Here is a 23,455-nt window from a genome sequence, read left to right as displayed (position 1 = left end):
CCAGCCCATCGCGCTCAACTGTACCAGTTTTCCGGCGCGGGCTGCACAGAATGCTGATCGCGACGGACAAGTCCCTGGCCACGCAAGTCAAGCGAGGTTCCACCATTGCCCGGTATTCCCAGGGAAAGCTCAAAGAGCCGTCGGACGTGTAGCGGCGCCCTGCCTGCGAAAGGGGGTTTGATGTCAACGCTCACCTACACGATCATGCCTGTCGCGGCCGTCATTGTCGGCGCGATCGTTTCCCTCCTGCGAACGCCAAGCGGGCGCTTTGTCAGCGCCATGCAGCATCTGGCGGCCGGCGTGGTGTTCGCGGCTGCGGCGACCGAAATCCTGCCGCAGATCAAGCACGACGCGGCCCCGGTCGCGACCCTGGTGGGCGGGACGGTCGGCGTCGGCGCCATGCTGCTGCTGAAGGCTCTCGAAGAGAGAGCTACCGGATCTCTAGCGATGATTGGCGCTGTCGCCATCGACATCCTCGTCGATGGGCTGGTGCTGGGCCTTGCCTTTCTCGCAGGCGAGAAGGCAGGAATTCTGCTGACGATCGCGCTGACGCTGGAGGTCCTGTTCCTCGGGCTGACCCTCACGAGCGACCTTCGTAAGTCAGTCCGTGCAGCCTGGAAGGTGGTGGCCGTCGTTGCCGCGATCGGTTTGCTGCTGCCTCTCGGCGCGGTTCTGGCGATGCCGGTAGCGACCCTGTCGCAGCCGATCATCGTCGCCTTCCTGAGCTTTGGGCTCATGGCGCTCCTTTATCTCGTAACCGAGGAATTGCTCGTCGATGCGCACCAATGTCCGGACAGTCCTCTGGTCACCGGCATGTTCTTCGCGGGCTTCCTGGGGCTGCTCATTTTTGAGGAGCTTATGTGAGTCCAGCACCGACAGATCGCGCCATCGAGAGCAAAGCCTGTCGAGCCCGGGAGCGCCGGCATAGCCTTCTCGACGGCATCGGAAATGGTCCCCCACAAGCGCAAAGCCCTCATGCGCGCTTGTGCGAGAAGGGCCCGCGCCGTGGACGTTCTGCCCCCCGTTCACGGCGAAAGTTTGTAGCCGCCAGTGTCACGGCGAGGCGACGAAACGGCGGCGGCCGTGCGTCCCGTTGGCGTCCATGTTGCTGCTCGCGGCCAACGCTGGCTGTTCGCCCGAAAGCTCCGACGCTGGGAGTGCCGGGCTCACCGGAACCCATAGCTTCGTCTGCGCGAACGCCACGAAGGTGCGCGTCGAATTTCTCGGCGATGACGGTCTGACAGTCGAGGCCGCGATTTTGCCTGATGGCGAATCCGAACATCTAACCGCGCCCGCGGCCGGCGTCACCTATTTCGGCGACACTATGAACCTCTCGATCTCCAACGATTGGGTGGTTGTCATCCGCCCCGACGCGAAAACGCAAATCTGCCAGCGCGCCGCTTCCAATCAGCCACGGGACGGGCACCCGCCTCCCTGACCGGGCCGCGCCCTTGCACTTCCGCATCGGCGCGGAACCAGGCCCGAGCAAACATTGAGGAGGTTTCATGACGGACCAGATTCAACTCGAAATTCCGCTTATCCTACCCGACATCCCCGATGCCGATGATGCTTGTGTGGCTCGGCTGACAGCCGATCTCTCAGCGCGCGCCGGCATCGAAAAGGCGCATGTCGTTCCGGCCAAAGGGGGCAAGCCCGCACTGCTCTGCATCCATTATGATTCTGACACGCTGTCGCTTTCGCGCATCCGCGACATCGCCCGCTCTGCGGGAGCTGCGATTGCCGAGCGCTACGGTCATGTGCTGTGGCCGGTGAGCGGGATCGGTCACCAAAGAAAAGCGCGTACGGTGAGCGAGCAACTGCACGCCATGTCGGGCGTAATTGAAGCAGATGCCAATGCCTCGGGCCTAGTGCGCGTGGAGTTCGACCGCGATCAGGTGTCCGAAAAGCAGATTGTGGATGCGCTGTCGCGATTGGGCGTCCGGCGGTCTGCCGCCGCTCCAGGCGGAGCCCAAGCCGGTAACAGTCATGGCGCAGGTCGGGAGGATTTGAGAGCCGACCATGCACACGGCGATGGCCACGGTCATGATCATGATCACGGCGGAGTTCTCGGTTCCAATACGGAATTAATCTTTGCGTTGGCTTGTGGGGCGTTGCTGGGGATTGGCTTTGCAATCGACAAGCTCGACGCTGGCGTATCCACGTGGCTATCGATTGCCTTCTACATCGGAGCTTACGTGTCCGGCGGCTTCTTCACCGTGCGCGAGGCGATCGACAATCTCCGACTGCGGAAATTCGAGATCGACACTCTCATGCTGCTGGCGGCGGCCGGCGCCGCAGCGCTAGGCGCTTTCGCCGAAGGCGCGCTCCTACTCTTTCTATTCAGCCTCGGCCACGCCCTAGAGCACTATGCGATGGGCCGCGCCAAACGCGCAATTGAGGCATTGGCTGAACTGGCGCCTCGAACGGCGCTCCTTCGGCTCGAAGACGGCGGCACGGAAGAGGTCGCTGTTGAAGAGTTGGTCCCTCGCGATCTCATCGTGGTGAAGCCTGACACGCGAATTCCCGCAGATGGCTTTCTTGTCAAAGGTACCACGAGCATCAATCAGGCCCCTGTGACAGGCGAGAGCATGCCGGTCGATAAGCGGCCGGTGATGGACGATGCGGCGGCAAGGGCAAATCCCGATCGTATAGATGCTGCAAACCGGGCTTTCGCAGGCACGATCAACGGCAGCGGGCTTATCGAAATTGAGGTAACGCGCTCGTCGAACGAAAGTACACTGGCGAAAGTTATTCAGCTCGTCAGTGAGGCCGAAACCCAGAAATCGCCGACCCAGCGATTTACTGACAGGTTTGAACGCTTCTTCGTGCCCGCGGTCCTGGCGGTGGCATTCATGCTGCTGTTTGCCTGGGTCGTTGTCGACGAACCATTCCGGGACAGCTTCTATCGCGCGATGGCAGTCCTTGTGGCGGCAAGCCCATGTGCATTGGCGATCGCCACTCCGAGCGCGGTGCTCTCTGGTGTCGCGCGCGCGGCGCGGGGCGGCGTGCTTGTCAAAGGCGGCGCTCCACTCGAACTGCTTGGATCGCTCGACGCCATAGCTTTCGACAAAACTGGAACGCTCACCTTAGGCGAGCCTCGAATCCAACAAGTTATCCCGGCCGATGGCGTGCTGAAGGAAGACCTCATGGCGATCGCCGTCGCGGTCGAAAGTCTGAGCGACCATCCACTTGCGCGGGCGATCGCGCGCGATGGACGCGATCACGTCGGACAAAATTCCATCCCGCGAGCTGAAAGCCTGAAGAGCCTGACGGGGCGCGGCGTCTCAGCCCTTGTTGGTGAGGACGAGGTCCTCATCGGCAAGGCCGAGATGTTCGGCACTGATGGCATCGCCCCGTTGTCGCAGGAAATGAAGGAGGCAATCGAAAGGCTGAGGACTGCCGGACAGACGAGCATGGTGGTCCGGCGGGATCAGCAAGACTTAGGGGCCATCGGGCTCATGGACACGCCGCGCCCGGCCGCAAGAGACGCGCTCGATCGTCTCCGTCGCATCGGGATCGCGCGAATGATCATGATCTCGGGCGATCACCAACGTGTCGCCGAGGCCGTGGCGAAGCAGGTCGGGATTGACGAAGCCTGGGGCGATCTATTGCCCGAGGACAAAGTGGAAGCGATCAAAAAGCTTCGCGCCGCAACTAAGGTTGCGATGGTGGGTGACGGCGTAAATGACGCTCCTGCTATGGCGAGCGCGACGGTGGGGGTTGCGATGGGCGCCGCTGGCTCCGACGTGGCGTTGGAGACGGCAGATGTCGCGTTGATGGCTGACGATCTGTCGCACCTTCCCTTTGTAGTCGGGCTGAGCCACCGAACGCGATCAATCATTCGGCAGAATGTATTTGTGAGCCTCGGCGTGGTTACCATTCTCGTCCCGGCGACGATCTTGGGGTTTGGCATCGGCCCGGCCGTGGCAGTGCATGAAGGCTCGACCCTGCTCGTGGTATTCAATGCGCTGCGATTGCTTGGCTACCGGGACAACGGGGAGACATAGTACCGTAAGGACTCGCGGGACATCTCTCAGAGCCATTCCTCAAAAGTAGTTGGGTGATATCATTCAGTTGCGCTTGACGCGCCGGCGCATCGCGGACCCTCAGGTTTTGCGAAAAAGGTTGAGAATTGAATGATGTGGACCGATATCGTCCACAAGTAGTATGGCATTGCCGCTCGGGGGTCGCGCTATCCAAGATGGACAAACGGTCCGGCGGCCGTGAATCCGATGTAGGGTTGGAGGCTCCCCGGCAAGGCGGCGAGTACGGCCTCAACACGGAGCTGCGCCAAGTGTCGAAAGAGACTGCCGTGGCATACTATATCGTGATCGACGGTGCGCCGTGTCGGCGCGGGAGGTGACCATGACATAAGGTCGCCTAACATGCCTGCTGATTTCCGACTGGCGGCTGCAATGCCGCCCCGCCCGTGAGAGCAACGGGCAGAAGGGGGCCGAAAAGCTCGACCGGGCGTCGCCGGTTGAGTGTCATAAGCAGATCAGCCTTAAGAAACTTCTGAACAAGTCGGGCTTGCATGGACAATGCTTTATCAAGAATGCGTCGCAATAGCCTTGACCCTGTAGCTACTTCAGGGTCTATGAGGCAATGATGCAAACGCGACAGAATCGAAAAGGAACGCCTGGCAGCCGGTGTGCAAGACGCCTGGCCGGCCTTTTTCTCGGCCTGATACTGATCCTGAGCGGCGGGCTGATCCCCTTGGCGCACGCGGCGCCGAGCACGATTCCGGATACGGCTGCGACGACGGCTACGGTCGAGACGACGTGGAAGCTGCTCGACTATGTGGCGGTGGATTATGACGGCGCGGTCAAGGACGGCCGGATCGTCAGCACCGGCGAATTTTCCGAAATGCAGGAATTCACCGCGACCATCGCCCAGCACATCGGCGCGCTTCCCGAAAATCCCGCGAAGGCAAAGCTCGAAACGGGTGCGAAGGTGCTTCAGCAACTGGTGGCACAGAAGGCCTCCGCACAGCAGATCGCCACGGCCTCGCACGCGCTGTCCGCTGCGATGCTTGACGCCTATCCGGTGCCGATCGCGCCGCAATCCATCCCTGACCTTGCGCGCGGCGCGGCATTGTTCAGGGAAAGCTGCGCAGCTTGTCATGGCATGAATGGCGACGGCAAAGGCCGCGATGCCGCAAAGCTCTCGACCCCGCCCATCGCCTTCACGGACGTTGAGCGGGCGCGCAAGCGTAGCGTTGCCGCACTAGAGCAAGTAATTTCGCAAGGCATCGACGGCACGGCCATGCAGAGCTTCGCCGATCTCCCGGTCCAGGATCGCTGGGCGCTGGCCTTTTACGCGGGGCACTTTGCCTTTTCGCCGGATCAGGTCGAGCGGGGCAAGCAGATATGGACAAGCGATGCCGACATCCGTTCGCGCTTTCCGGACCTCAAGACGCTGGTCACCACAACACCTGCTGCGCTGGGCAAGGACATCGGGCAGGGAAGGGCCGACGCGGTCATGGCCTATCTGCGCGCTCATCCGGAAGCCGTGACCCAGACTGCGGGCGGCACCGCCGGATCGCTCGATCTGGTCCGCAGCAGACTAGCGGAGAGCCTCGCCGCCTATCGCGAAGGGGATCGGACGCGGGCTGAGCAGCTTGCCCTTTCAGCCTATCTGGATGGGTTCGAACCGATCGAGCCGCTGCTGGGCGCCAGTGACGCAAGTCTCCTGAGCACGATCGAGACGCGCATGGGCGAACTGCGCGCGGCGATCGACGATGGCGATCCCGTGTCGTCCGTCGAGATGCGCATCGACGCGATCGAAGCGCTTCTGTCCGATGCCGGCACGGCGCTTTCGCCTGAAGCCTCAAACGGGACGAGCGCATTCGTCGGAGCTTTCACCATCTTGCTTCGCGAAGGCCTCGAAGCCCTCCTGATCGTGGTCGCCATGCTCGCGTTTCTGCGCAAGGCCGAGCAGGATCATGCGCTGCGCTATGTCCACGGCGGCTGGATGGCGGCGCTTCTGGCCGGCGCTGCGACCTGGCTCGCCGCGACCTATTTCATCTCGATCAGCGGCGCGAGCCGGGAACTCACCGAAGGGCTCGGATCGCTTCTCGCCGCTGTCGTGCTCCTGTCGGTGGGTATCTGGATGCATGGCAAGAGCCAGGCGGACCAGTGGCAGCGCTATATCCGCGAGAAGCTGGCGGGTGCGATGAACCGGGAATCCAACTGGTTCCTGTTCGGCCTCGCCTTCGTCGTCGTCTATCGAGAGGTCTTCGAGACGATTCTTTTCTATGCCGCCTTGTGGGCACAGGGGAATGGAGCGGCGATGTTCGCCGGCGCGGTTGGTGCCATCGGCACGCTTGCCGCCCTCGCCTGGGCGATGATGCGCTACAGCCGCAGCCTCCCGGTGGGAACCTTCTTTCGATACAGCTCCTGGCTCATGGCCGTCCTGACCGTCATCCTGGCGGGCAAGGGTGTTGCCGCCCTCCAGGAAGCCGGCTGGATCGACATCGCGCCGCTCCACGACGTGCCGCGCCTTTCGATTTTCGGTCTGTTCCCGACAATTCAAACGGTAGCGGCCCAAGCGCTGGCGGCTCTTGCCATCATTCTTGGTTTCCTGATGAATGGTCGCCCCTCGCGAAAACCGGTTGTTGGGCGAGATCTGGATGAGGATTGACACCAACTGTCGGCAGATTTTTATTGTTAGCGATGACGGAAGTCTATAGTCGTTCGTGCGATGGGAACTGGGGAGGTCGGCCCAACAGGCTTTGTTGAGATGAAGTTTCTTGCCTGCCTGATCGCGCTCGCCGCAATTATTGGGCTATTGGGCCAGGAAGCAGCATTGGCGCGCGCCATGCCGTTCGAAACCTCGACGCAAGCCGAGTCCGCCATGCAGATGGGTTCCGGTTGCACGGAAATGGGAACGGTCGTCAAGAAGGCGTCACAGTCCCAGGTACCCTGCCAGGGGATGACCCTGGATTGCATCGCCAAGATGGGTTGCGCGATACCCTTGGCGTTGGTTCCGCCGTTCTATCTGGGCGTTTCTCCGCAATTTCGTCGGGTGAATCCTCCGTTCACCCCAGTCGCTCCGCTGGTAGGTCGCGATATTTCTCCCGAGCCGGAGCCACCCTCCCGCCTTGGCTGAACCCCAGAAGCGCGCGCCGGATCATTGTCCGCTGCGTACCTCTACTCCGTTCAACCAAGGATATTTCACATGAAGACTATTTTGACGCTCGCCGCGGTTGCGGCGGCACTCGCTAGTGCATCCATCGCCTCCGCCCACGAGGATCCCGGCGGTCATTGGGAATGGCGAAACCAACCTTCGTTCGGCTCGAAGTCGACCGTCCCTTCGCGCACCCGCGTCTGGGTCAAGGACGCCGAAACCAGCATGGCCAATTGCGATTGCGCCATGATGAAGGCCGACAAAGCCAGCTGCATGATGAACATGCCCGGCAAGGCTGGAGCGCCATCGGCCGGCTAAGGCGATTGCCTGGCCGATAACCGATAGCAAACACGGCCGGGCGCGTGGCGCCGGCGGAGCATGCCCCCTTCGCCGGCGCCCGTTCGCCCAGGCTTCGTTGCGGTATTGGCCATGGCTCTCCCGATCAGGAGACTCCCATGCGATTGATTGTACTGGTGCCGCTGCTGGCGGCGATCCCGGGCGCTGCGCTGGCCAAGCCGCTGACCTTCGAGCGGGCGCTCGAACGCGCACGCGCCTACGCGCCGTCGCTCAAGGCGGGCGCGGCCGGGGTCGATGCCGCGCGTTCTGATTCGGTTGCCGCGGGTCGGTTGCCCGATCCGACGCTGGCGGTCGGCATCGACAATTTCCCCGTCTCGGGACCGCCGGCCTTCAGCTTCACCCGCGAGAACATGACGATGGAGCGTATCGGGTTGGAGCAGGCATTCCCCAATCCGGCCAAGCGCCGCGCGGAGCGGACCCGCGCGCAGGCAGACATCGGCATGGCAGAGGCCGGTCTGGCGGTCGAAGCGCAGAACGTCCGCCTCGAAACGGCCCTGGCCTGGATTGATCTCTATTACGCCAAGCGTCGGCTCGCACAGCTCGACCTGCTCAACGACAGTCTCAACGATCTGCAGACGACCGTTTCGGCGCGCCTCGCAGCCGGGACCGCGCGGCCGAGCCAGGCGTTCGAACCCGAGCAACTACGCGCCGCCGTCAACGACCGGCGCAGCGAACTTGCCGCCGAGGTCGCCGCTGCGCGCGCGCGGCTGATCCGGTTCACCGGCGATCCCGATGCCGACGCCGCAGGCGATCCGCCGACGATCGAGGTCGATCGCGCCCGCCTGATGGCGGGGGTGGCTTCGCTCCCCGCGCTCAAGTCGCTCGACGCCGGAATCGACGTGGCGGATGCGGACACCGAACTGGCTCGCGCCGAAAAACGGCCGGATTGGCGGGTCACCACATCCTACGGGCGCCGCGATCCGGCCTTTGGCGACATGGTGTCGGTCGGCGTGAGCATCGACCTGCCGTTGTTCACCAAGCGCAGGCAAGACCCGAAGATCGCTGCGAGGGCCAGCGATGCCGAACGTGCCCGGCTGCTACGCGAGGCCGGTGAACGGCAGATCGTGGCCGCACTCGACGCGGCTCTGGCCGACCACGTCATGCACCATCAGTTGCTGATGAACGCCCGTGACACGCTGGTGCCGCTCGCCAAGCGAAGGGCCGAACTCGACATGGCGAGCTATGCTGCGGGCAAGCTCGACCTCGGCAGCGCGCTGCTCTCGACGCTGGCCGAAGCCGAAGCCGAAGTCGACGCGCTGGCGCGCGAAGCTGAGGTCGCGCGCGACGCGATCCGGATCAACTTTACCTATGGGGATACGCAGCCATGACACTGAATGCAAAACGAGCGGCGCTGTGGGGCGCCGGGGTGTTGGCAATTGCAACAATTGCTGGCGGCAGCGGATACTGGCTCGGATTGCGCGGCGGACCGGTGACCGAAAATGATGCCGGTCAGTCGGGGCGAAAGATTCTCTATTGGTACGACCCTATGGTGCCAGCCGAGCACTACGACAATCCCAATTCTCTCTCGTCGATGGGGATGAAGACTATCCCGAAATATGCCGATGAGGCGGAAGGCGACGCCAGCGTAAAGATCGACCCCGCACTTTCTCAGAGCCTGGGTATGCGCACCGCGACCGCGAGGATGGGCACGCTCGGTAGCGCGATCAGCGCGACCGGCGTCATCGCATTCAACCAGCGCGACGTTGCCATCGTCCAGCCTCGTGCGGGTGGCTTCGTTCAGCGCACCTACGCACGCGCGCCCGATGACCTGATCCGGGCAGGCGCCCCAATCGTCGATCTGTTAGTGCCGGATTGGGGCGGGGCACAGATGGAATATCTCGCAACGCTGCGCACGGGCAATGCCGAGCTTGCCCGAGCGGCTCGGCAGCGCCTGACGCTCCTAGGCATGCCGGCCTCGACCATCTCCGCCGTTGAAAACGGACGGCGCACGAGCACCGTCTACACCGTCTCGGCTCCGATCGGAGGAACGATCTCGACGCTCGACGTGCGTCCGGGAATGACCGTGTCGGCGGGCGAGGCACTGGCGCAGATCAATGGCCTTTCCAGCGTCTGGCTCGATGCCGCCGTGCCCGAAGCGGTTGCGGGTTCGGTATCTCCCGGACAGCCTGTGACAGTTGCGCTTACGGCATTTCCCGGCGAGACACGGCGCGGGCGGATCAGAACCATCCTTCCCAAGGCCGACGACCAGAGCCGGACGCTTACCGTGCGGATCGAGCTGCCCAATCCCGGCCTCAAGCTTCGGCCTGGCATGTTCGCCCAGGTGAACTTCACCGGCAACGACCGGCAAGCGCTGTTGGTGCCCTCCGAAGCGGTGATCCAGACCGGCAAGCGTGCGATCGTGATGCTGGCGCTCGACAAGGGCCGTTACCGCGCTGCCGAAGTGCGCACCGGCCAAACCAGCAACGGCCAGACCGAGATCCTTGCCGGCCTCTCGCAAGGCGAGAAAGTCGTCACGTCCGGCCAGTTCCTGATCGATTCCGAGGCAAGCCTGTCTGGTATGGACGTGCGGCCGATCAATGCGGCCAGCACATCCGAGCCAGCGAAACAATCCACCAAGCCTGCGACCTACGAGACGCGCGGCGTCATCCAGAAGATCGCGCCCAGCGGGATTACGCTCAAGCATGAGCCGGTCCCGGCGCTGCAATGGCCGGCCATGACCATGACTTTCGGGCTCCAAAGCCCAGCACTGGCGCGCGGCTTCAAGGTGGGTGACCGTGTTCGATTCACCTTCAGTCAGGATGATGCGGGGCCGACGATCCGAAGCATGGCCGCGGAGGTGGGGCAATGATCGCGCGGCTGCTAGGCTGGTCGGTCACCAACCGCCTCTTCATCGTCCTTGCCGCGATTGCCCTTTCGGTAGCGGGCATCTGGGCAGTGCGCAGCACGCCCATCGATGCCTTGCCGGATTTGTCTGACGTACAAGTGGTGATCCGCACCAGCTATCCAGGACAGGCGCCGCGCATCGTCGAGGATCAGGTGACCTATCCGCTCGCAACGACCATGCTCTCTGTGCCCGGAGCGAAGACAGTGCGGGGCTATTCCTTTTTCGGCGACAGCTACGTCTATGTGATTTTCGAAGACGGCACCGATCTCTACTGGGCGCGCTCGCGTGTGCTTGAATATCTCAATCAGGTGCAGGGGCGCCTGCCCGAAGGCGTCACCAGCGCCATCGGACCCGATGCAACCGGGGTGGGCTGGATCTACGAATATGCGCTGGTCGACCGCACCGGTCAGCACGACCTCAGCCAACTGCGCGGCATTCAGGACTGGTTCCTGCGCTACGAGCTCAAGACCATCCCCGGCATCGCCGAAGTCGCCAGCATCGGCGGCATGGTAAAGCAGTATCAGGTCGTGCTCGATCCGGTGAAGCTCGCAAGCTACGGCATAACCTTTCAGGATACGGTCTCGGCAATCCGCAGGGCCAACCAGGAAGTCGGCGGATCGGTGCTCGAGATGGGCGAGGCCGAATATATGGTCCGAGCCTCGGGCTATCTGCAATCGCTCGACGACTTTCGGGCCATTCCGGTCAAGACAGCCCAGGGCGGCGTGCCGGTCACGCTGGGCGATGTCGCCACGATCCGACTTGGCCCGGAAATGCGCCGCGGTATCGCCGACCTCAACGGGGAGGGGGAAGTCGCCGGCGGCGTGGTCATTCTGCGCCAGGGCGCCGACGCCCGAAGCGCGATCGCGGCGGTCAAGGAGCGGCTCGCCACCTTGCGCAAGAGCTTGCCGCCCGGCGTCGAGATCGTCCCCACCTACGACCGTTCCCAGCTCATCGATGCCTCCGTCGAGAACCTTACCCACAAGCTGATCGAAGAGTTCATTGTCGTGGCCGTCGTCTGCGCACTGTTCCTCTGGCACGTGCGATCAGCGCTGGTCGCTATCGTGACACTGCCGCTGGGCGTGCTTGCGGCATTCATCGTCATGCGCTTCCAGGGGGTAAGCGCCAATATCATGTCGCTAGGCGGCATCGCGATTGCCATCGGCGCAATGGTCGATGCGGCGGTGGTGATGATTGAGAACGCCCACAAGCACCTCGAACGCTGGCACCGCGCCAATCCAGGCCGCGAACCCGACGCCCAGGCGCGCTGGCTCACCGTTACGCTCGCCGCAGAGGAAGTCGGGCCGGCGCTGTTCTTCAGCCTCCTCATCATCACCCTCTCGTTTCTGCCGGTCTTCACGCTGCAGGCGCAGGAGGGACGGCTGTTCTCCCCGCTCGCCTTCACCAAGACCTATTCGATGGCTTCTGCGGCGATCCTGTCGGTGACATTGGTGCCGGTGCTGATGGGCTGGCTGATCCGCGGGCGGATTCCGTCGGAACAGGACAATCCTATCAACCGGGCGCTGACCCGCGCCTATCGTCCCACGCTCGATTGGGTGATGCGTCACCCCAAGGGCATACTCGTGGTGGCAGGGCTGGTGTTCCTGACAACAGCGTGGCCCGCAACGAGGCTCGGTGGAGAATTTCTGCCGCCGCTCAACGAAGGCGATCTGCTCTACATGCCTTCCGCACTACCTGGCCTTTCTGCTGCAAAGGCTGGCGCGTTGCTGCAACAGACCGACCGGCTGATCAAAACCGTGCCAGAAGTGGAGAGCGTGTTCGGCAAGGCCGGTCGGGCCGACACCGCAACCGATCCAGCGCCGCTCGAAATGTTCGAGACAACCATCCGCTTCAAACCGCGCGGGTCATGGCGACCGGGCATGACGCCCGCCAAGCTCGTCGACGAGCTTGATCGGGTAGTGAAGGTTCCGGGCCTGTCCAACGTCTGGGTGCCCCCGATCCGCAACCGCATCGACATGCTTGCAACCGGGATCAAGAGCCCGATCGGCATCAAGGTTTCGGGAGAGGACCTGGGCACGATCGACCGAGTCGCGCGCCGAATCGAAGCAGTGGCGAAGACCGTGCCCGGTGTCAGTTCAGCCCTCGCCGAGCGTCTCGAAGGCGGTCGCTACGTCGATGTCGACATCGATCGCGCGGCGGCAGGGCGCTACGGCCTCAACATTGCTGATGTTCAGGAAATTGTCGCGGGAGCTGTAGGCGGGGCCAATGTCGGCCTCACCGTCGAAGGGCTGGCGCGCTACCCCATCAACGTGCGCTATCCGCGCGAGGTGCGCGACAATCTCGATGCCTTGCGCGCCTTGCCGATCCTGACCCCATCGGGACAGCAGATCACGCTCGGCACAGTTGCATCCCTGCGCATCGCCGACGGGCCACCGATGCTCAAGAGCGAGAACGGGCGGCCGACGAGCTATGTCTATATCGACGTGCGCGGGCGTGACCTTGCCTCGGTCGTTCATGATCTGCAGCGCGCCGTTGCAACAAAGGTTCAGTTACCGCCCGGCATCAGCGTCACCTATGCCGGGCAGTTCGAATATCTGAGCCGCGCGATCTCGCGTCTCAAGATCGTTGTGCCCGCGACCCTCGCGATCATCTTTCTGCTGCTTTACATGATCTTCCGCCGCTGGGACGAGGCGGCACTGATCATGGGCACGCTGCCCTTCGCGCTGACCGGCGGATTCTGGCTTCTCTACCTTCTGGGATACAGCCAGTCAGTCGCTACAGGCGTCGGCTTCATCGCCCTGGCTGGCGTCGCCGCTGAATTCGGGGTCGTGATGCTCCTCTATCTCAAGCAGGCGCTCGAAATGCGTGGCACCGATCCCGACCGAACCGAGGTGGAGGCTGCTGTGCGCGAAGGCGCGCTGCTGCGAGTCCGGCCCAAGGCAATGACGGTCGCGGTCATCCTCGCCGGCCTTTTGCCCGTCCTGATCGGGACCGGTGCGGGCTCGGAGATCATGAGCCGCATCGCCGCGCCCATGATCGGCGGCATGATCACGGCGCCGCTGCTCTCGATGTTCGTCATTCCGGCCGGCTATTTGCTGATGCGATCGCCACGCAAATCCGTTCGACATCCAGAACCATCGTAAGGAGAAGACCGATGAAAGTTATGTACAGCTTGATCATTCTGGGGCCTGCACTGCTGCTGGCGGCATGCGGGCAAAAGGCAAAGGAAACGCCTGCCGGATCGACATCGACGTCCGAACCCGCCGTTCAGTCGATGGGCGCCATGGGCCAGGCCATGGGCAGCAACAGCGGCACGATGCCTATGAGCAGCGCGCAGATGCCCGCGATGGCAAGCGGGATGGGCATGGTGACCGCCGTCGATCCCAAGGACGGGACGGTCACGATCAAGCATGGCCCGATCCCGGCCGCCAACTGGCCGGCCATGACGATGATGTTCACTGCCGATCCCAAGCTGCTTGAGACCGTGAAGCCTGGCGACAACGTATCCTTCGATCTCAAGGTCAAGGGTGATGGCGGCGAAGTGACGGCGATCAGGAAACAGTGACTGTGGGGGAGGGGCGGATCACCAGGTCCGCCCCTGCACAGTCTTCTTGCTGCGCCGAGTGTATGCAGCCAATTTGCCGGCTTGGAAGTGGTGGGAGCTGCAATACCGGCGAATGTCGGGCGAAGCCGATCGGCTTCGGGACAGCGAAGTGGTTTTTCTGGTTTCGTTTATTTGTGTGCTTTCTCGCGTTGGTGAAGGTGTGCGTGTGCTTCACGAACATCCAACTCTCGTGTGCTGTTCCCGGCGCGCAACATGAAGCGCGCTACACCGTCATCCAGATAATAGATCGGATCGAGACTTTTCTCTATGATAACCCTGCACACCGTCCTGTTATTCAGGTCATGAAATCGGCAATGAATTAGGGCGCATGCGTTTCCTCCGAGGCCGTCTCTCGCGACGTCCATCAACAAGCGCTCGAACCCGTCTCGATTTGCGTGCTTAAGAGTTTCAAGATCCTCCTCTATGCCGGCAATTTCTCCGTCATCTCCAACGCCTATGAGCAATGTACCGCCTTCATGATTGAGAAAGCCGGCTATCGTCTTGACGATCACTTGCTGAAGGCTACGGTTAACGCATCGCTGCCGTCTGTCCCAACGGAATGAAGACTTGAATTCCAACTGCTCGCTTTCTCCGCGCGCGATCAGTGAGGGTAACTCTTCCTCAAGTTCGTGCTCCAGATAGCGAACTGTATAACGCTCACGCATCAATCGGATGTGATAAGCTCCGAAGGCCAAGCCGATGGCGCTGCCGATCACTGCAAACACCATGCTCATCGGCAGCATTTTGAATTCAAATGCGGTGGCAAGCCGACCAATCGCGAAGCTCAGCGGGGTGGTCGCCGGCCCGCCGACCTTCTCACCGAACTCGTACCAACTGGCCAGCGTAGTGATCGGGTGCAGGACTACAATCCCAAGAATTGCACCGATGATGGCGTGAAGCAGCAGATCCCATCTTGGCTTGCGCGGCAGATATGCGGAAATGGCTACGTCTCCTTGGAAGCAGTTGGTAAAAATGCGTTTTTTGCCGTCCCGTGCCGCGCCCCGATGTCTTTGCATATCGTTCAATCCGTCGTGGGCCGACTAGGACGATCAGATCGTCATAATAGCGACCGAATCCCGTTCACGATGACCTTGAGGTTGCCGAGATTGAGGGTGACCAGCACTAATTTCGGACTTGCGCCCGAAGCACACAACCGGTTTGTCAGCTTCGGTAGGATGTTTAACCCGCATTGTTTCAATGCGAACTCGAAGACCTCCAGGTCACGGCCCTTGGCGGGCCGAGTTGACCGGACTGTGGCTCGATCGCTTTTCGCATTGGTCACGCGGCCGCGCATCAAGTCACACCGTTGGAGCCGCCCAATATATTTCTGGCCCCTAGTCTAATTGGGGAAACCTTGCGAGGCTCGCTGCGCGCACCCACCGTCACAATGTCATCACCATCCGGCCATCGACTTTCCCCGCCTTGAGGTCGCGGAACACCTCGTTGATGTCATCGAGTTGTGCCCTGTGTATGTGGGCGCGGACCTTTCCCTCCACCGCAAACTCAATGGCTTCGGCGAGATCCTTGCGTGTGCCAACGATCGAGCCGCGGATCGTGATGCGCTTCAACACCACATCGAAGATCGGCGTCGGGAATGCGCCTGGAGGGAGACCGGTGAGGGTCACGGTTCCCTTGCGGCGGACCATCTGCAGTGCCTGCGCGAAGGCGGGAACCGAGACGGCCGTCACCAGGACGCCATGCGCACCGCCACCGGTCTCCTTGACGATCCTGGCAGGCGTATCGGGCGCTTGCGCATTCACTGCCAGCTCGGCGCCGAGCGAACGGGCGAGGGCGAGCTTCTCTTCGGTCACATCGAGGGCGACGACATGCAGACCCATTGCCTTGGCATACTGGATCGCAATATGACCAAGTCCGCCAATGCCGGAAATGGCGATCCATTCGCCCGGCTTCGCTTCGGCCTCCTTGATACCCTTGTACGTCGTCACGCCGGCACAGAGGATAGGTGCCAGTTCGGCAAAGTTGCAATTATCTGGCAGACGTCCCACGAACGATGCAGCGCCGATGACATATTCGGCAAAGCTGCCGTTTACCGTGTACCCGCTCATATGCTGCGATTCGCAGAGCGTCTCCCAGCCAGTCTCGCAGTATTCGCACTGACGGCAGGCGTCGTGGAGCCAAGCCACTCCGACTGCATCGCCTTCCTTCAACCCAACGACGCCAGGTCCGAGCGCTGCCACGATCCCGGTACCCTCGTGACCAGGGATGAAAGGCGGAGTCGGCTTCACCGGCCAGTCGCCGTTTGCTGCATGAAGGTCGGTATGACACACGCCCGTGGCGATTACCTTCACCAGCACTTCGCCGGGTCCGGGCGTCGGAATGGGGATTTCCTCGATCTTCAGAGGCTCACCGAAGGCGTGTACCACAGCCGCTCTCATTGTCTTCACCATGGTCGTGTCTCCATATCTGGTACTGATCGGAGCCGCAGGTCGAGACGTCCCTTGCCTTTGGCATTCTTACCCTTTGCGATTCGGTTGAAGTCGGCGAACCTCATTGAGCCACTCCCACACTTGCCGCGAGTGCCGCGACGCCGGGCAATTCCCTCCCCTCGAGCCATTCCAGAAAGGCACCGCCGGCGGTTGAAACGTAGCTGAAGTCGCCTGCGACGCCGGCATGTTTCAGCGCCGAAACCGTATCGCCGCCGCCGGCGACGGAAAGCAGGTGACCTGCTTTGGTGCGCGCCGCGACAAGCCTGGCGATGGTCATCGTGCCATGGTCGAAGGGGGGCGTCTCGAATGCGCCGACCGGGCCGTTCCAAACCAGCGTGTTCACCGTTTGCAGATGCTGTTCGAAGTCGGCGATCGTGTCAGGACCGACGTCGAGGATCATGTCGTCGGCTGCCACCTCACGTGCCGGAACCGTGCGATGCGGTGCCCCCGCTTCGAAGACCTTCGCCACGACGACATCAGATGGCAGAATCGGAATTGTGCCGGTTTCGGTCGCGAGACTAACGATGCGCTTGGCCGTATCGAGCTGATCAGCTTCATAAAGCGATTTGCCGACATCGATATCTTCTGCCGCCAGGAAAGTATTGGCCATCGCCCCGCCTATGACGAGGATGTCGACTTTTTTCAGCAGGTTTTCGATCAGGGCGATCTTGGTCGACACCTTGGCGCCACCGATGATGGCCAAGACTGGCCGGTTGGGCTGGTCCAGCGCCCTATGCAGATGGAGGAGTTCGTCCTGGATCGCTCGTCCGGCCGCTGAAGGCAGAATGTGCGCCACACCTTCGGTCGAACCATGTGCACGGTGCGCAGCCGAAAACGCATCGTTTACATAGAGATCGCCCAGTTCGGCCAGCGCTCGCGCAAAATCCGGATCATTCGCTTCCTCGCCAGCATGGAAGCGGGTATTTTCGAGCAGTAGGACGTCGCCGTCTTTCAGCTTCGATACGGCGGCCTTCGCCACATCGCCGATGCAATCGTTACCGAATGCCACGGTGCGGCCGATGGCTCGGGAGAGCGCCGGGGCAATGGGCTTCAGCGACAGCTCCGGCACGAGTCTGCCCTTGGGGCGGCCGAAATGGGACAATACGATGACGCGCGCGCCCCTTTCGGCGAGCTCCCGGATTGTCGGCGCCTGCCGGTCGATCCGGGCCGTGTCGGTGATCCTGCCGTCACGGACCGGCACATTGAGATCGGCGCGCACAAGCACACGCTTGCCCGTCACATCAAGGTCGTCGAGAGTGGAATATTGATAGGCCATGGTCGGTGATCGCTTTGGATATCTTGGCGGTGGCGGGAGCCGTCCCTGAATAGGCATCCAATAAGGGATAGTAGTCGTCCCGCGTCCTTGACGAAGGTTAAAGAAGGGCCGGCGCTGTTCCATCCCCGCAGGTTGCGCCGAATAGATCCAGGGAAGGCGATGCCTGTCTCTGCGGCAAGCAGCCCTTGTTGTTTCTCACAGGCCAGTGACGCCGCGTCCGGTGTGCCGACAGGGGTGTCGAAGAAGCAAAGCCGTGGTTTGGTGGGCCCGCACGAGCACTTCGGGATCGTCCAGCCGATCGGCGGACATGCGCCCGCGAACTTCCGTGACCGAAGTGGCCCCATGCCCCTGCGTCCACTCGGTGAGCCCCTTGACCAGCCGGGCCAGATGTTCCGGTCCGTGGCGCAGCAGCGCCGAGACAGTCTGTACGACGTCAGCGCCGGCGAGCAGGTATTTTATGACATCGTCGGTCCGCTCCACTCCCCCGCTGGCGGCCATGCAGAGCGCTGTCTTTCCGCTCAGCAGGGCGATCCACATCAGCGGAAGGCGGATGTCTTCCCGCGTCGACAACTCCAGCACGGGGCAAAACGTCCTGGTCTCGAGATCGATGTCGGGCTCATAGAGCCGGTTGAACAGGACTATGCCGTTTGCTCCGGCCTCGGCCAGGCCGGCGGCCAGGTGAGGCAATGCGGTGAAATAGGGACTGAGCTTCACGGCGATGGGAATGTGGACTGCTGCGCGCACGTCGCGCACGGTCTCGATCAGTCGCCGCTCGACATCGGTCGAGGTTTCAGTGGGATCGGTCGGAACATGGTGGATATTAAGCTCGAGCGCCGCCGCCCCCGCCGACTGCAGATCCGCTGCGATGCCGACCCAGCCCTCCCGCGTCGTTGCGCTCAGGCTGGCGATCAGCGGCACTGCTATGGCCTCCGCAGCGCGCCGGATTGTCTCGAGATGCGCCGCCAGGGGACTGCGGCATCCGCACCGGGGCGGGAGATAGCCTGTGACCTCCGGATGGCTTTCCGCGCCGACCATGGCGGCAGCTTCCAGCGCCTCTTCCTCGTCGATGAGTTCTTCCTCATACAGCGAGGTGGTCACGACCGCCGCCGCCCCGGCATCCTCGAGGCGCTTGATGCCGTCGAGGGTCGCAGACGAGGGCGACGCGCCGGCGACGACTGGATGCGCGAGGTCGAGGCCGAGGTAGGTCGTCCCGAGCGTCATTGCGCCGCTTCCCCGGTCTCGTTGCCATCGTGGGGAGCGACGCTTTCCTCCTGCCAGAAGGGATGGAAGCGCGTCCCATCTCGCGCCGCGATGTCCTCGTAGAGTCGGTAGCGTTCGTCGACCGCCGCCTGGGCCTGGCGCAGCAGCACGCGGGCCTCTTCGGGCCGGGTGTGTGTCAGGATCCGGTAGCGGAGCTCCTGGTAAGCGAAGTCCTCGAGCGGCAACCGGGGCCGGGTACTGTCGAGGCGGAAGGGGTTCATGCCCGCCTGGCGCATTCTGGGGTCGTAGCGGAAGAGGGGCCAGTATCCGCTGGCTACCGCCCGCCGCTGCTGCTTCATGCCGTCGCGCAAATTGAGCTTCAGCCCATGCGCGATGCATTGGCTGTAGGCGAGGATGAGCGACGGTCCTTCGTATTCCTCTGCGTCACGCAGGGCCTGGATCGTCTGCTCCGGGCTGCCGGCAAGCGCGATCTGGGCGACGTAGACGTAGCCCGACGCGATCGCCTGTAGCGCCAGGTCCTTGCGCGGCGTGCGCTTGCCGGCCGCGGCGAACTTGGCCGCAGCCCCGACCGGGGTCGCCTTTGAAGCCTGGCCGCCGGTGTTGGAATAGACTTCGGTGTCCAGCACCAGGACGTTGACGTTGCGCGGCTGGGCGAGGACGTGGTCGAGGCCGCCCGCGCCGATGTCGTAAGCCCAGCCATCGCCGCCGACGATCCACAGGCTGCGGCGTACCAGGTATTCGGATAGGGCAAGGAGGTTCCGCGCCAGGCCGTCGGTCGCGTCGGCCAGCGCACGGCGAAGATCCTCGACCCGCGTCCGCTGCGCCACGATCTCGCTGTCTGTGCGCTGTGGTGCATCCAGGATCTGCGCTGCGAGCCGGGGCCCGATCCGGTCGGCGAGCGTGCGAACCAGGGCGTATGCCATCGCGACCTGCTGATCGACGGCGAGCCGCATGCCATATCCGAACTCGGCATTGTCCTCGAACAAGCTGTTGTTCCACGCGGGTCCCCGCCCGTCGGGGCCGGACCGCCAGGGCAGCGCCGGCAGGTTGCCGCCATAGATCGACGTGCAGCCCGTCGCGTTGGCGATCTGCAGGCGGTCGCCGAACAGCTGTGACAAAAGCTTGAGATAGGGTGTCTCGCCGCAGCCGGCGCAAGCGCCGGAGAACTCGAACAGCGGCCGCACGAACTGCAGCCCCCGCGAGAGATGCAGGTCCACGTCCTGGCGGGCGTGCTCCGGCAGGGTATCGAAGAAGGCGAGGTTGCGTCGGCCCGGCTCGATCTGCGGCTGCCGCTCACTGAGATTGATGGCCTTGACGCTCGCGTCGAGCGGGTCGTGGGCTGGACAGTGGTCGACACAGAGGCCGCAGCCAGTGCAGTCCTCAACCGCGATCTGCAGGGTGAAATTCTTGTCCGGGTAGCCGCGCGCGTTGACGGGCGCGGAGAGAAAGCCCTCCGGGGCGCCCTCGAGCAACGCGCCGTCATAGGACTTGGCGCGAATGACGCTGTGCGGGCAGACGATGCTGCATTGGCCGCACTGGATGCAGAGGTCCGGTTCCCACACCGGCACCTCGAAAGCGATATTGCGCTTCTCGTACTGCGTCGTACCGCCTACGTAGCTGCCGTCCACCGGGATGGCGCTGACCGGGATTTCGTCGCCGCGGCCAGCAAATTGCAGCGCCGCGATGCGTCTCATCTGGTCCGGCGCATCGGGTGGCACGAAGACATGCAGTTCTTCGGTCGAGGTCACTGAGCTGGGGACAGTCACTTCATGAAGGTGATCGAGCGCCGAGTCGACGGCGGCGAAGTTCTTCTCCAGGATCGCGCGGCCCTTGTCGCCATACGTCTTCTCGATCGCCGCCCGGATGCGGCGGACGCCTTCCTCGCGCGGCAGCACGCCGCTGATCGCGAAAAAGCAGGTCTGCAGGATGGTGTTGACCCGCGGGCCGAGCCCCAAGCGCTGCGCGACACCGCTCGCATCGATGACAAAGAGCCGCAGGTGCTTATCGAGGATGTGCTGCTGAACTGGCCGGCGCAGATGGTCCCAGAGCTTGGCCGGATCGTAAGGTGCGTTGATGAGGAGTGTCGCTCCCTCGCGGGCATGGCGCAGGACATCGAGCTTGTCGAGAAACTCGAACTTGTGCACGCCGATGAAGTCGGCCGATGAAAGCAGATAGGGCGCCGCGATCGGCGCGTTGCCGAAGCGTAGGTGGCTGACGGTCTCGGCGCCGGATTTGTGGCTGTCATAGACAAAATACCCTTGCGCGTGGCGCTCCGGGTCCTCCGCGAGGATCTTCACGCTGTTCTTGTTGGCTCCGACCGTTCCGTCCGCGCCGAGACCGAAGAACAGCGCCCGGGTCGTGCCCGGGGGCTCGATCTCGAAGCCTGTCTCGACCGGGAGGCTGGTGCCGCAGACGTCGTCGTTGATGCCGATGGTGAAGCAGGTGCGAGGGTCATTGCTTTCGAGGTGATCGAACACGGCCTTGGCCATCGCCGGGGTGAAGTCCTTCGAGGAGAGGCCGTAGCGCCCGCCAACGACCAGCGGCAGGTCCTTGCGCGCGCCGCGGGCGAAAGCGTCGGCCAGGGTTTGCGCCACATCGAGGCAGAGCGGCTCGGCAGGCGCGCCCGGCTCCTTGGTGCGGTCGAGCACGGCCACCTTGCGCACGCTCGCTGGCAGCGCGTCCAGAAAGTCCTCGGCCGACCATGGCCGGTACAGCAGCACCTGGATGAACCCCACACGTTCACCCTGGGCGGTCAGGTGGGCGATGGTTGCGCGCAGGGTCTCGGCAGCCGAGCCCATCACCACGACCACGCGCTCAGGCTCGACATGGCCGTCATAGCGGAATAGCTGATAATGTCGGCCGGTCAGCTTGGCGAAGCGGTCCATAGCGCGCTGAACGATGGCAGGCGTTGCCAGGTAGAACGGGTTCACCGTCTCGCGGGCCTGGAAGAAGGTGTCCGGGTTGTGGGCGGTGCCGCGCGTTACCGGTCGCTCCGGGCTCAGCGCCCGCTGGCGGTGCGCGCGCACCAGCTCGTCGTCGATCATCGCCCGGATATCATCGTTCGACAGCATCGTGACCGTGTTGACCTCATGCGAGGTGCGAAAGCCGTCCATGAAATGGAGGAAGGGAACGCGGGATTCGAGCGTGGCCGCCTGCGCTACCAGCGCCAGGTCATGCGCCTCCTGCACAGATGCGGCGCCGAGCAGGGCAAAGCCGGTGCCACGCACGGCCATGACGTCGGAATGGTCGCCGAAAATCGAGAGCGCCTGGGTGGCGATCGACCGCGCTGCCACATGGAAGACGCAGGGCGTGAGCTCGCCCGCGATCTTGAACATGTTCGGCATCATCAGGAGCAGGCCCTGAGAAGCGGTGAACGTCGTGGTCAACGCGCCCGCCTGGAGCGAACCATGCACGGCGCCGACAGCGCCACCTTCCGCTTGCATCTCCTGCACGATCGGCACCGCGCCCCAGAGGTTGGTTCGCCCCTCCGCCGACCATTCGTCGGCGAGTTCGGCCATGGGCGAGGCTGGTGTGATCGGGAAGATCGCGCAGACGTCATTGACGCGATAGGCGACATGCGCGACGGCCGCATTGCCGTCCATAGTCATTCGTTCCATGGGCGCTTCCTCTCTTCAGGGTCCTATACACGCAGGCGGAAGCGATGCGGTGCGAGCGGCTCGTCGGTCGGCCCAAGTGGCGCATCCGTCGGCACGGGTTCGGGCTGCATCTCGATGGCGTGGCAGGGGCACTGCTCGAAGCAGATCCCGCAGCCGGTGCAGAGATCGGGCTCGACACGATAGCCGTGCCCGCGGCCGAGACGCAGGATCGCCTGCTCCGGACAAGCCGCGAAGCAGTTGTCGCACTCGAAGCAGTTGCCGCAAGAGAGGCAGCGTCCCGCTTCGAACCGCGCCTCGGGCTCGCTCAACCCCTGCACGACCTCGTCGAAGGTTGTCCGCGCGGCCAAGGGTCGTTGCGCCTCGCTGCTCCGTAAGCGTCCGGGCTCCGGCGTGTTGCGCGGGTAGAGCCCTGCCGCGATGAGCATTTCTGCAGGAGTGTCCTTTGGCACTGCCGAAGGAGAGTGGCTTGGAGCGGATCGAGATTATCACGGGGGTCGAGCGACGGCGGCGGTATTCGGATGCTGAGCGGGCAGCGGTTTTGGAGCGGTGCGATGAGCCGGGCGCGACGATCGTGGGGGTAGCAAAGCTTCTGGGGATCTCGCCAAGCCTGATCCACAACTGGAAGCGTTTGCGCCGCGAGGCGGCAAAGGTCGCCAACGAGCCGATGCAGTTCATTCCCTATGGCACAGTGCCGGAGCAGCCTGCGCGCGCGGTTTCTCCGACAATGTCGGCACCGATGCCTGCTGCACCGGTGCCGCCACAAAGCCCGACGCTGGCCGAAGAACTAGTCCGCCCCTATCCCGGCGCGCGGCCTGGGGGGATCGATATCGACCTGAGGAACGGCATTCGCCTGGCGGTCGACAGTTACGTCAACGAGAAGGCGCTGGCTCGGGTTCTGCGCGCATTGCGGGAGGCGTCGTGATTGCGCTGGCACCGGGCACGAAGGTCTACCTTGCGAGCAAGCCGGTCAGCATGCGCTTGGGCTTCGATGGCTTGGCCGCT

At 63.2% G+C, this 23,455-nt stretch carries 17 protein-coding genes; 11 read left to right on the top strand and 6 right to left on the bottom strand.

The features are described from left to right. Nucleotides 1-180: 180 nt before the first annotated feature. From NN5_RS11470 to NN5_RS11425, 10 genes are all read left to right on the top strand, one after another. Nucleotides 181-864 carry a ZIP family metal transporter gene (locus NN5_RS11470; RefSeq protein ID WP_013833399.1) on the top strand — a complete coding sequence of 228 codons (684 nt, stop codon included), beginning with the start codon at nt 181-183 and terminating at the stop codon, nt 862-864. A 238-nt stretch (nt 865-1,102) separates the two neighbouring features. Next, nucleotides 1,103-1,438 (top strand): hypothetical protein, encoded by a 336-nt coding sequence (locus NN5_RS11465; protein WP_051010054.1) that lies wholly within the window; start codon nt 1,103-1,105, stop codon nt 1,436-1,438. A gap of 67 nt (nt 1,439-1,505) precedes the next feature. Beyond that, nucleotides 1,506-4,007 (top strand): heavy metal translocating P-type ATPase, encoded by a 2,502-nt coding sequence (locus tag NN5_RS11460; RefSeq protein ID WP_013833400.1) that lies wholly within the window; start codon nt 1,506-1,508, stop codon nt 4,005-4,007. Nucleotides 4,008-4,608: 601 nt separating this feature from the next. Beyond that, a complete protein-coding gene (locus NN5_RS11455; protein ID WP_067734267.1) occupies nt 4,609-6,642 on the top strand; it encodes a cytochrome c/FTR1 family iron permease in 2,034 nt (677 codons plus the stop codon). A 99-nt stretch (nt 6,643-6,741) separates the two neighbouring features. Continuing rightward, nucleotides 6,742-7,110, top strand: a complete 369-nt coding sequence (locus NN5_RS11450) for a hypothetical protein (protein ID WP_041559386.1) — start codon at nt 6,742-6,744, stop codon at nt 7,108-7,110. 69 nt (nt 7,111-7,179) lie between these two features. After that, nucleotides 7,180-7,446: a hypothetical protein gene (locus tag NN5_RS11445; protein ID WP_041558955.1), complete on the top strand. Its 267-nt coding sequence runs from the start codon at nt 7,180-7,182 to the stop codon at nt 7,444-7,446. A gap of 137 nt (nt 7,447-7,583) precedes the next feature. Further along, nucleotides 7,584-8,813 (top strand): TolC family protein, encoded by a 1,230-nt coding sequence (locus NN5_RS11440; protein WP_013833402.1) that lies wholly within the window; start codon nt 7,584-7,586, stop codon nt 8,811-8,813. Further along, nucleotides 8,810-10,294, top strand: a complete 1,485-nt coding sequence (locus NN5_RS11435; protein WP_013833403.1) for an efflux RND transporter periplasmic adaptor subunit — start codon at nt 8,810-8,812, stop codon at nt 10,292-10,294. The genes NN5_RS11440 and NN5_RS11435 overlap by 4 nt, the downstream gene beginning before the upstream one ends. Then, entirely contained in the window at nt 10,291-13,431 is a 3,141-nt protein-coding gene (locus tag NN5_RS11430; protein WP_013833404.1) for an efflux RND transporter permease subunit, read from the top strand. The genes NN5_RS11435 and NN5_RS11430 overlap by 4 nt, the downstream gene beginning before the upstream one ends. 11 nt (nt 13,432-13,442) lie before the next feature. Further along, the gene (locus NN5_RS11425; RefSeq protein ID WP_013833405.1) at nt 13,443-13,853 is read left to right on the top strand and encodes a copper-binding protein; all 411 of its coding nucleotides are present in this window, start codon (nt 13,443-13,445) and stop codon (nt 13,851-13,853) included. Between the two features lie 167 nt (nt 13,854-14,020). On the opposite strand, the gene NN5_RS11420 is transcribed toward NN5_RS11425, so the two are convergent. From NN5_RS11420 to NN5_RS11395, 6 genes are all read right to left on the bottom strand, one after another. Further along, entirely contained in the window at nt 14,021-14,908 is an 888-nt protein-coding gene (locus NN5_RS11420) for an AlbA family DNA-binding domain-containing protein (protein ID WP_083835218.1), read from the bottom strand. A 366-nt stretch (nt 14,909-15,274) separates the two neighbouring features. Then, nucleotides 15,275-16,300, bottom strand: coding sequence for an alcohol dehydrogenase AdhP (gene adhP / locus NN5_RS11415; protein ID WP_013833407.1), 1,026 nt, complete (start codon nt 16,298-16,300; stop codon nt 15,275-15,277). Nucleotides 16,301-16,400: 100 nt separating this feature from the next. Then, on the bottom strand, nt 16,401-17,615 hold the full coding sequence (locus tag NN5_RS11410; protein ID WP_013833408.1) for a phosphoglycerate kinase: 1,215 nt from the start codon (nt 17,613-17,615) through the stop codon (nt 16,401-16,403). A gap of 195 nt (nt 17,616-17,810) precedes the next feature. Further along, a complete protein-coding gene (locus tag NN5_RS11405) occupies nt 17,811-18,836 on the bottom strand; it encodes a dihydroorotate dehydrogenase-like protein (protein WP_013833409.1) in 1,026 nt (341 codons plus the stop codon). Further along, entirely contained in the window at nt 18,833-22,453 is a 3,621-nt protein-coding gene (gene nifJ / locus NN5_RS11400; RefSeq protein ID WP_051010056.1) for a pyruvate:ferredoxin (flavodoxin) oxidoreductase, read from the bottom strand. The genes NN5_RS11405 and nifJ overlap by 4 nt, the downstream gene beginning before the upstream one ends. Before the next feature lie 23 nt (nt 22,454-22,476). Continuing rightward, on the bottom strand, nt 22,477-22,878 hold the full coding sequence (locus NN5_RS11395) for a 4Fe-4S dicluster domain-containing protein (protein WP_013833411.1): 402 nt from the start codon (nt 22,876-22,878) through the stop codon (nt 22,477-22,479). Between the two features lie 41 nt (nt 22,879-22,919). Between NN5_RS11395 and tnpA the strand changes: the two genes are divergently transcribed. Beyond that, entirely contained in the window at nt 22,920-23,375 is a 456-nt protein-coding gene (tnpA, locus tag NN5_RS11390) for an IS66-like element accessory protein TnpA (RefSeq protein ID WP_041559390.1), read from the top strand. The last annotated feature ends 80 nt before the right edge of the window (nt 23,376-23,455 follow it).

This window comes from Novosphingobium naphthalenivorans NBRC 102051 (assembly GCF_001590985.1).
Classification (GTDB): Bacteria; Pseudomonadota; Alphaproteobacteria; order Sphingomonadales; family Sphingomonadaceae; genus Novosphingobium; species Novosphingobium naphthalenivorans.
This window is presented reverse-complemented; position numbering and strand designations above follow the sequence as displayed.

Coding starts and splice junctions, on each gene's coding strand:
- NN5_RS11470 (WP_013833399.1), top strand. CDS start 181: ATGTCAACGCTCACCTACACGATCATGCCTGTCGCGGCCGTCATTGTC.
- NN5_RS11465 (WP_051010054.1), top strand. CDS start 1,103: ATGTTGCTGCTCGCGGCCAACGCTGGCTGTTCGCCCGAAAGCTCCGAC.
- NN5_RS11460 (WP_013833400.1), top strand. CDS start 1,506: ATGACGGACCAGATTCAACTCGAAATTCCGCTTATCCTACCCGACATC.
- NN5_RS11455 (WP_067734267.1), top strand. CDS start 4,609: ATGCAAACGCGACAGAATCGAAAAGGAACGCCTGGCAGCCGGTGTGCA.
- NN5_RS11450 (WP_041559386.1), top strand. CDS start 6,742: ATGAAGTTTCTTGCCTGCCTGATCGCGCTCGCCGCAATTATTGGGCTA.
- NN5_RS11445 (WP_041558955.1), top strand. CDS start 7,180: ATGAAGACTATTTTGACGCTCGCCGCGGTTGCGGCGGCACTCGCTAGT.
- NN5_RS11440 (WP_013833402.1), top strand. CDS start 7,584: ATGCGATTGATTGTACTGGTGCCGCTGCTGGCGGCGATCCCGGGCGCT.
- NN5_RS11435 (WP_013833403.1), top strand. CDS start 8,810: ATGACACTGAATGCAAAACGAGCGGCGCTGTGGGGCGCCGGGGTGTTG.
- NN5_RS11430 (WP_013833404.1), top strand. CDS start 10,291: ATGATCGCGCGGCTGCTAGGCTGGTCGGTCACCAACCGCCTCTTCATC.
- NN5_RS11425 (WP_013833405.1), top strand. CDS start 13,443: ATGAAAGTTATGTACAGCTTGATCATTCTGGGGCCTGCACTGCTGCTG.
- NN5_RS11420 (WP_083835218.1), bottom strand. CDS start 14,908: ATGCAAAGACATCGGGGCGCGGCACGGGACGGCAAAAAACGCATTTTT.
- adhP (WP_013833407.1), bottom strand. CDS start 16,300: ATGGTGAAGACAATGAGAGCGGCTGTGGTACACGCCTTCGGTGAGCCT.
- NN5_RS11410 (WP_013833408.1), bottom strand. CDS start 17,615: ATGGCCTATCAATATTCCACTCTCGACGACCTTGATGTGACGGGCAAG.
- NN5_RS11405 (WP_013833409.1), bottom strand. CDS start 18,836: ATGACGCTCGGGACGACCTACCTCGGCCTCGACCTCGCGCATCCAGTC.
- nifJ (WP_051010056.1), bottom strand. CDS start 22,453: ATGGAACGAATGACTATGGACGGCAATGCGGCCGTCGCGCATGTCGCC.
- NN5_RS11395 (WP_013833411.1), bottom strand. CDS start 22,878: ATGCTCATCGCGGCAGGGCTCTACCCGCGCAACACGCCGGAGCCCGGA.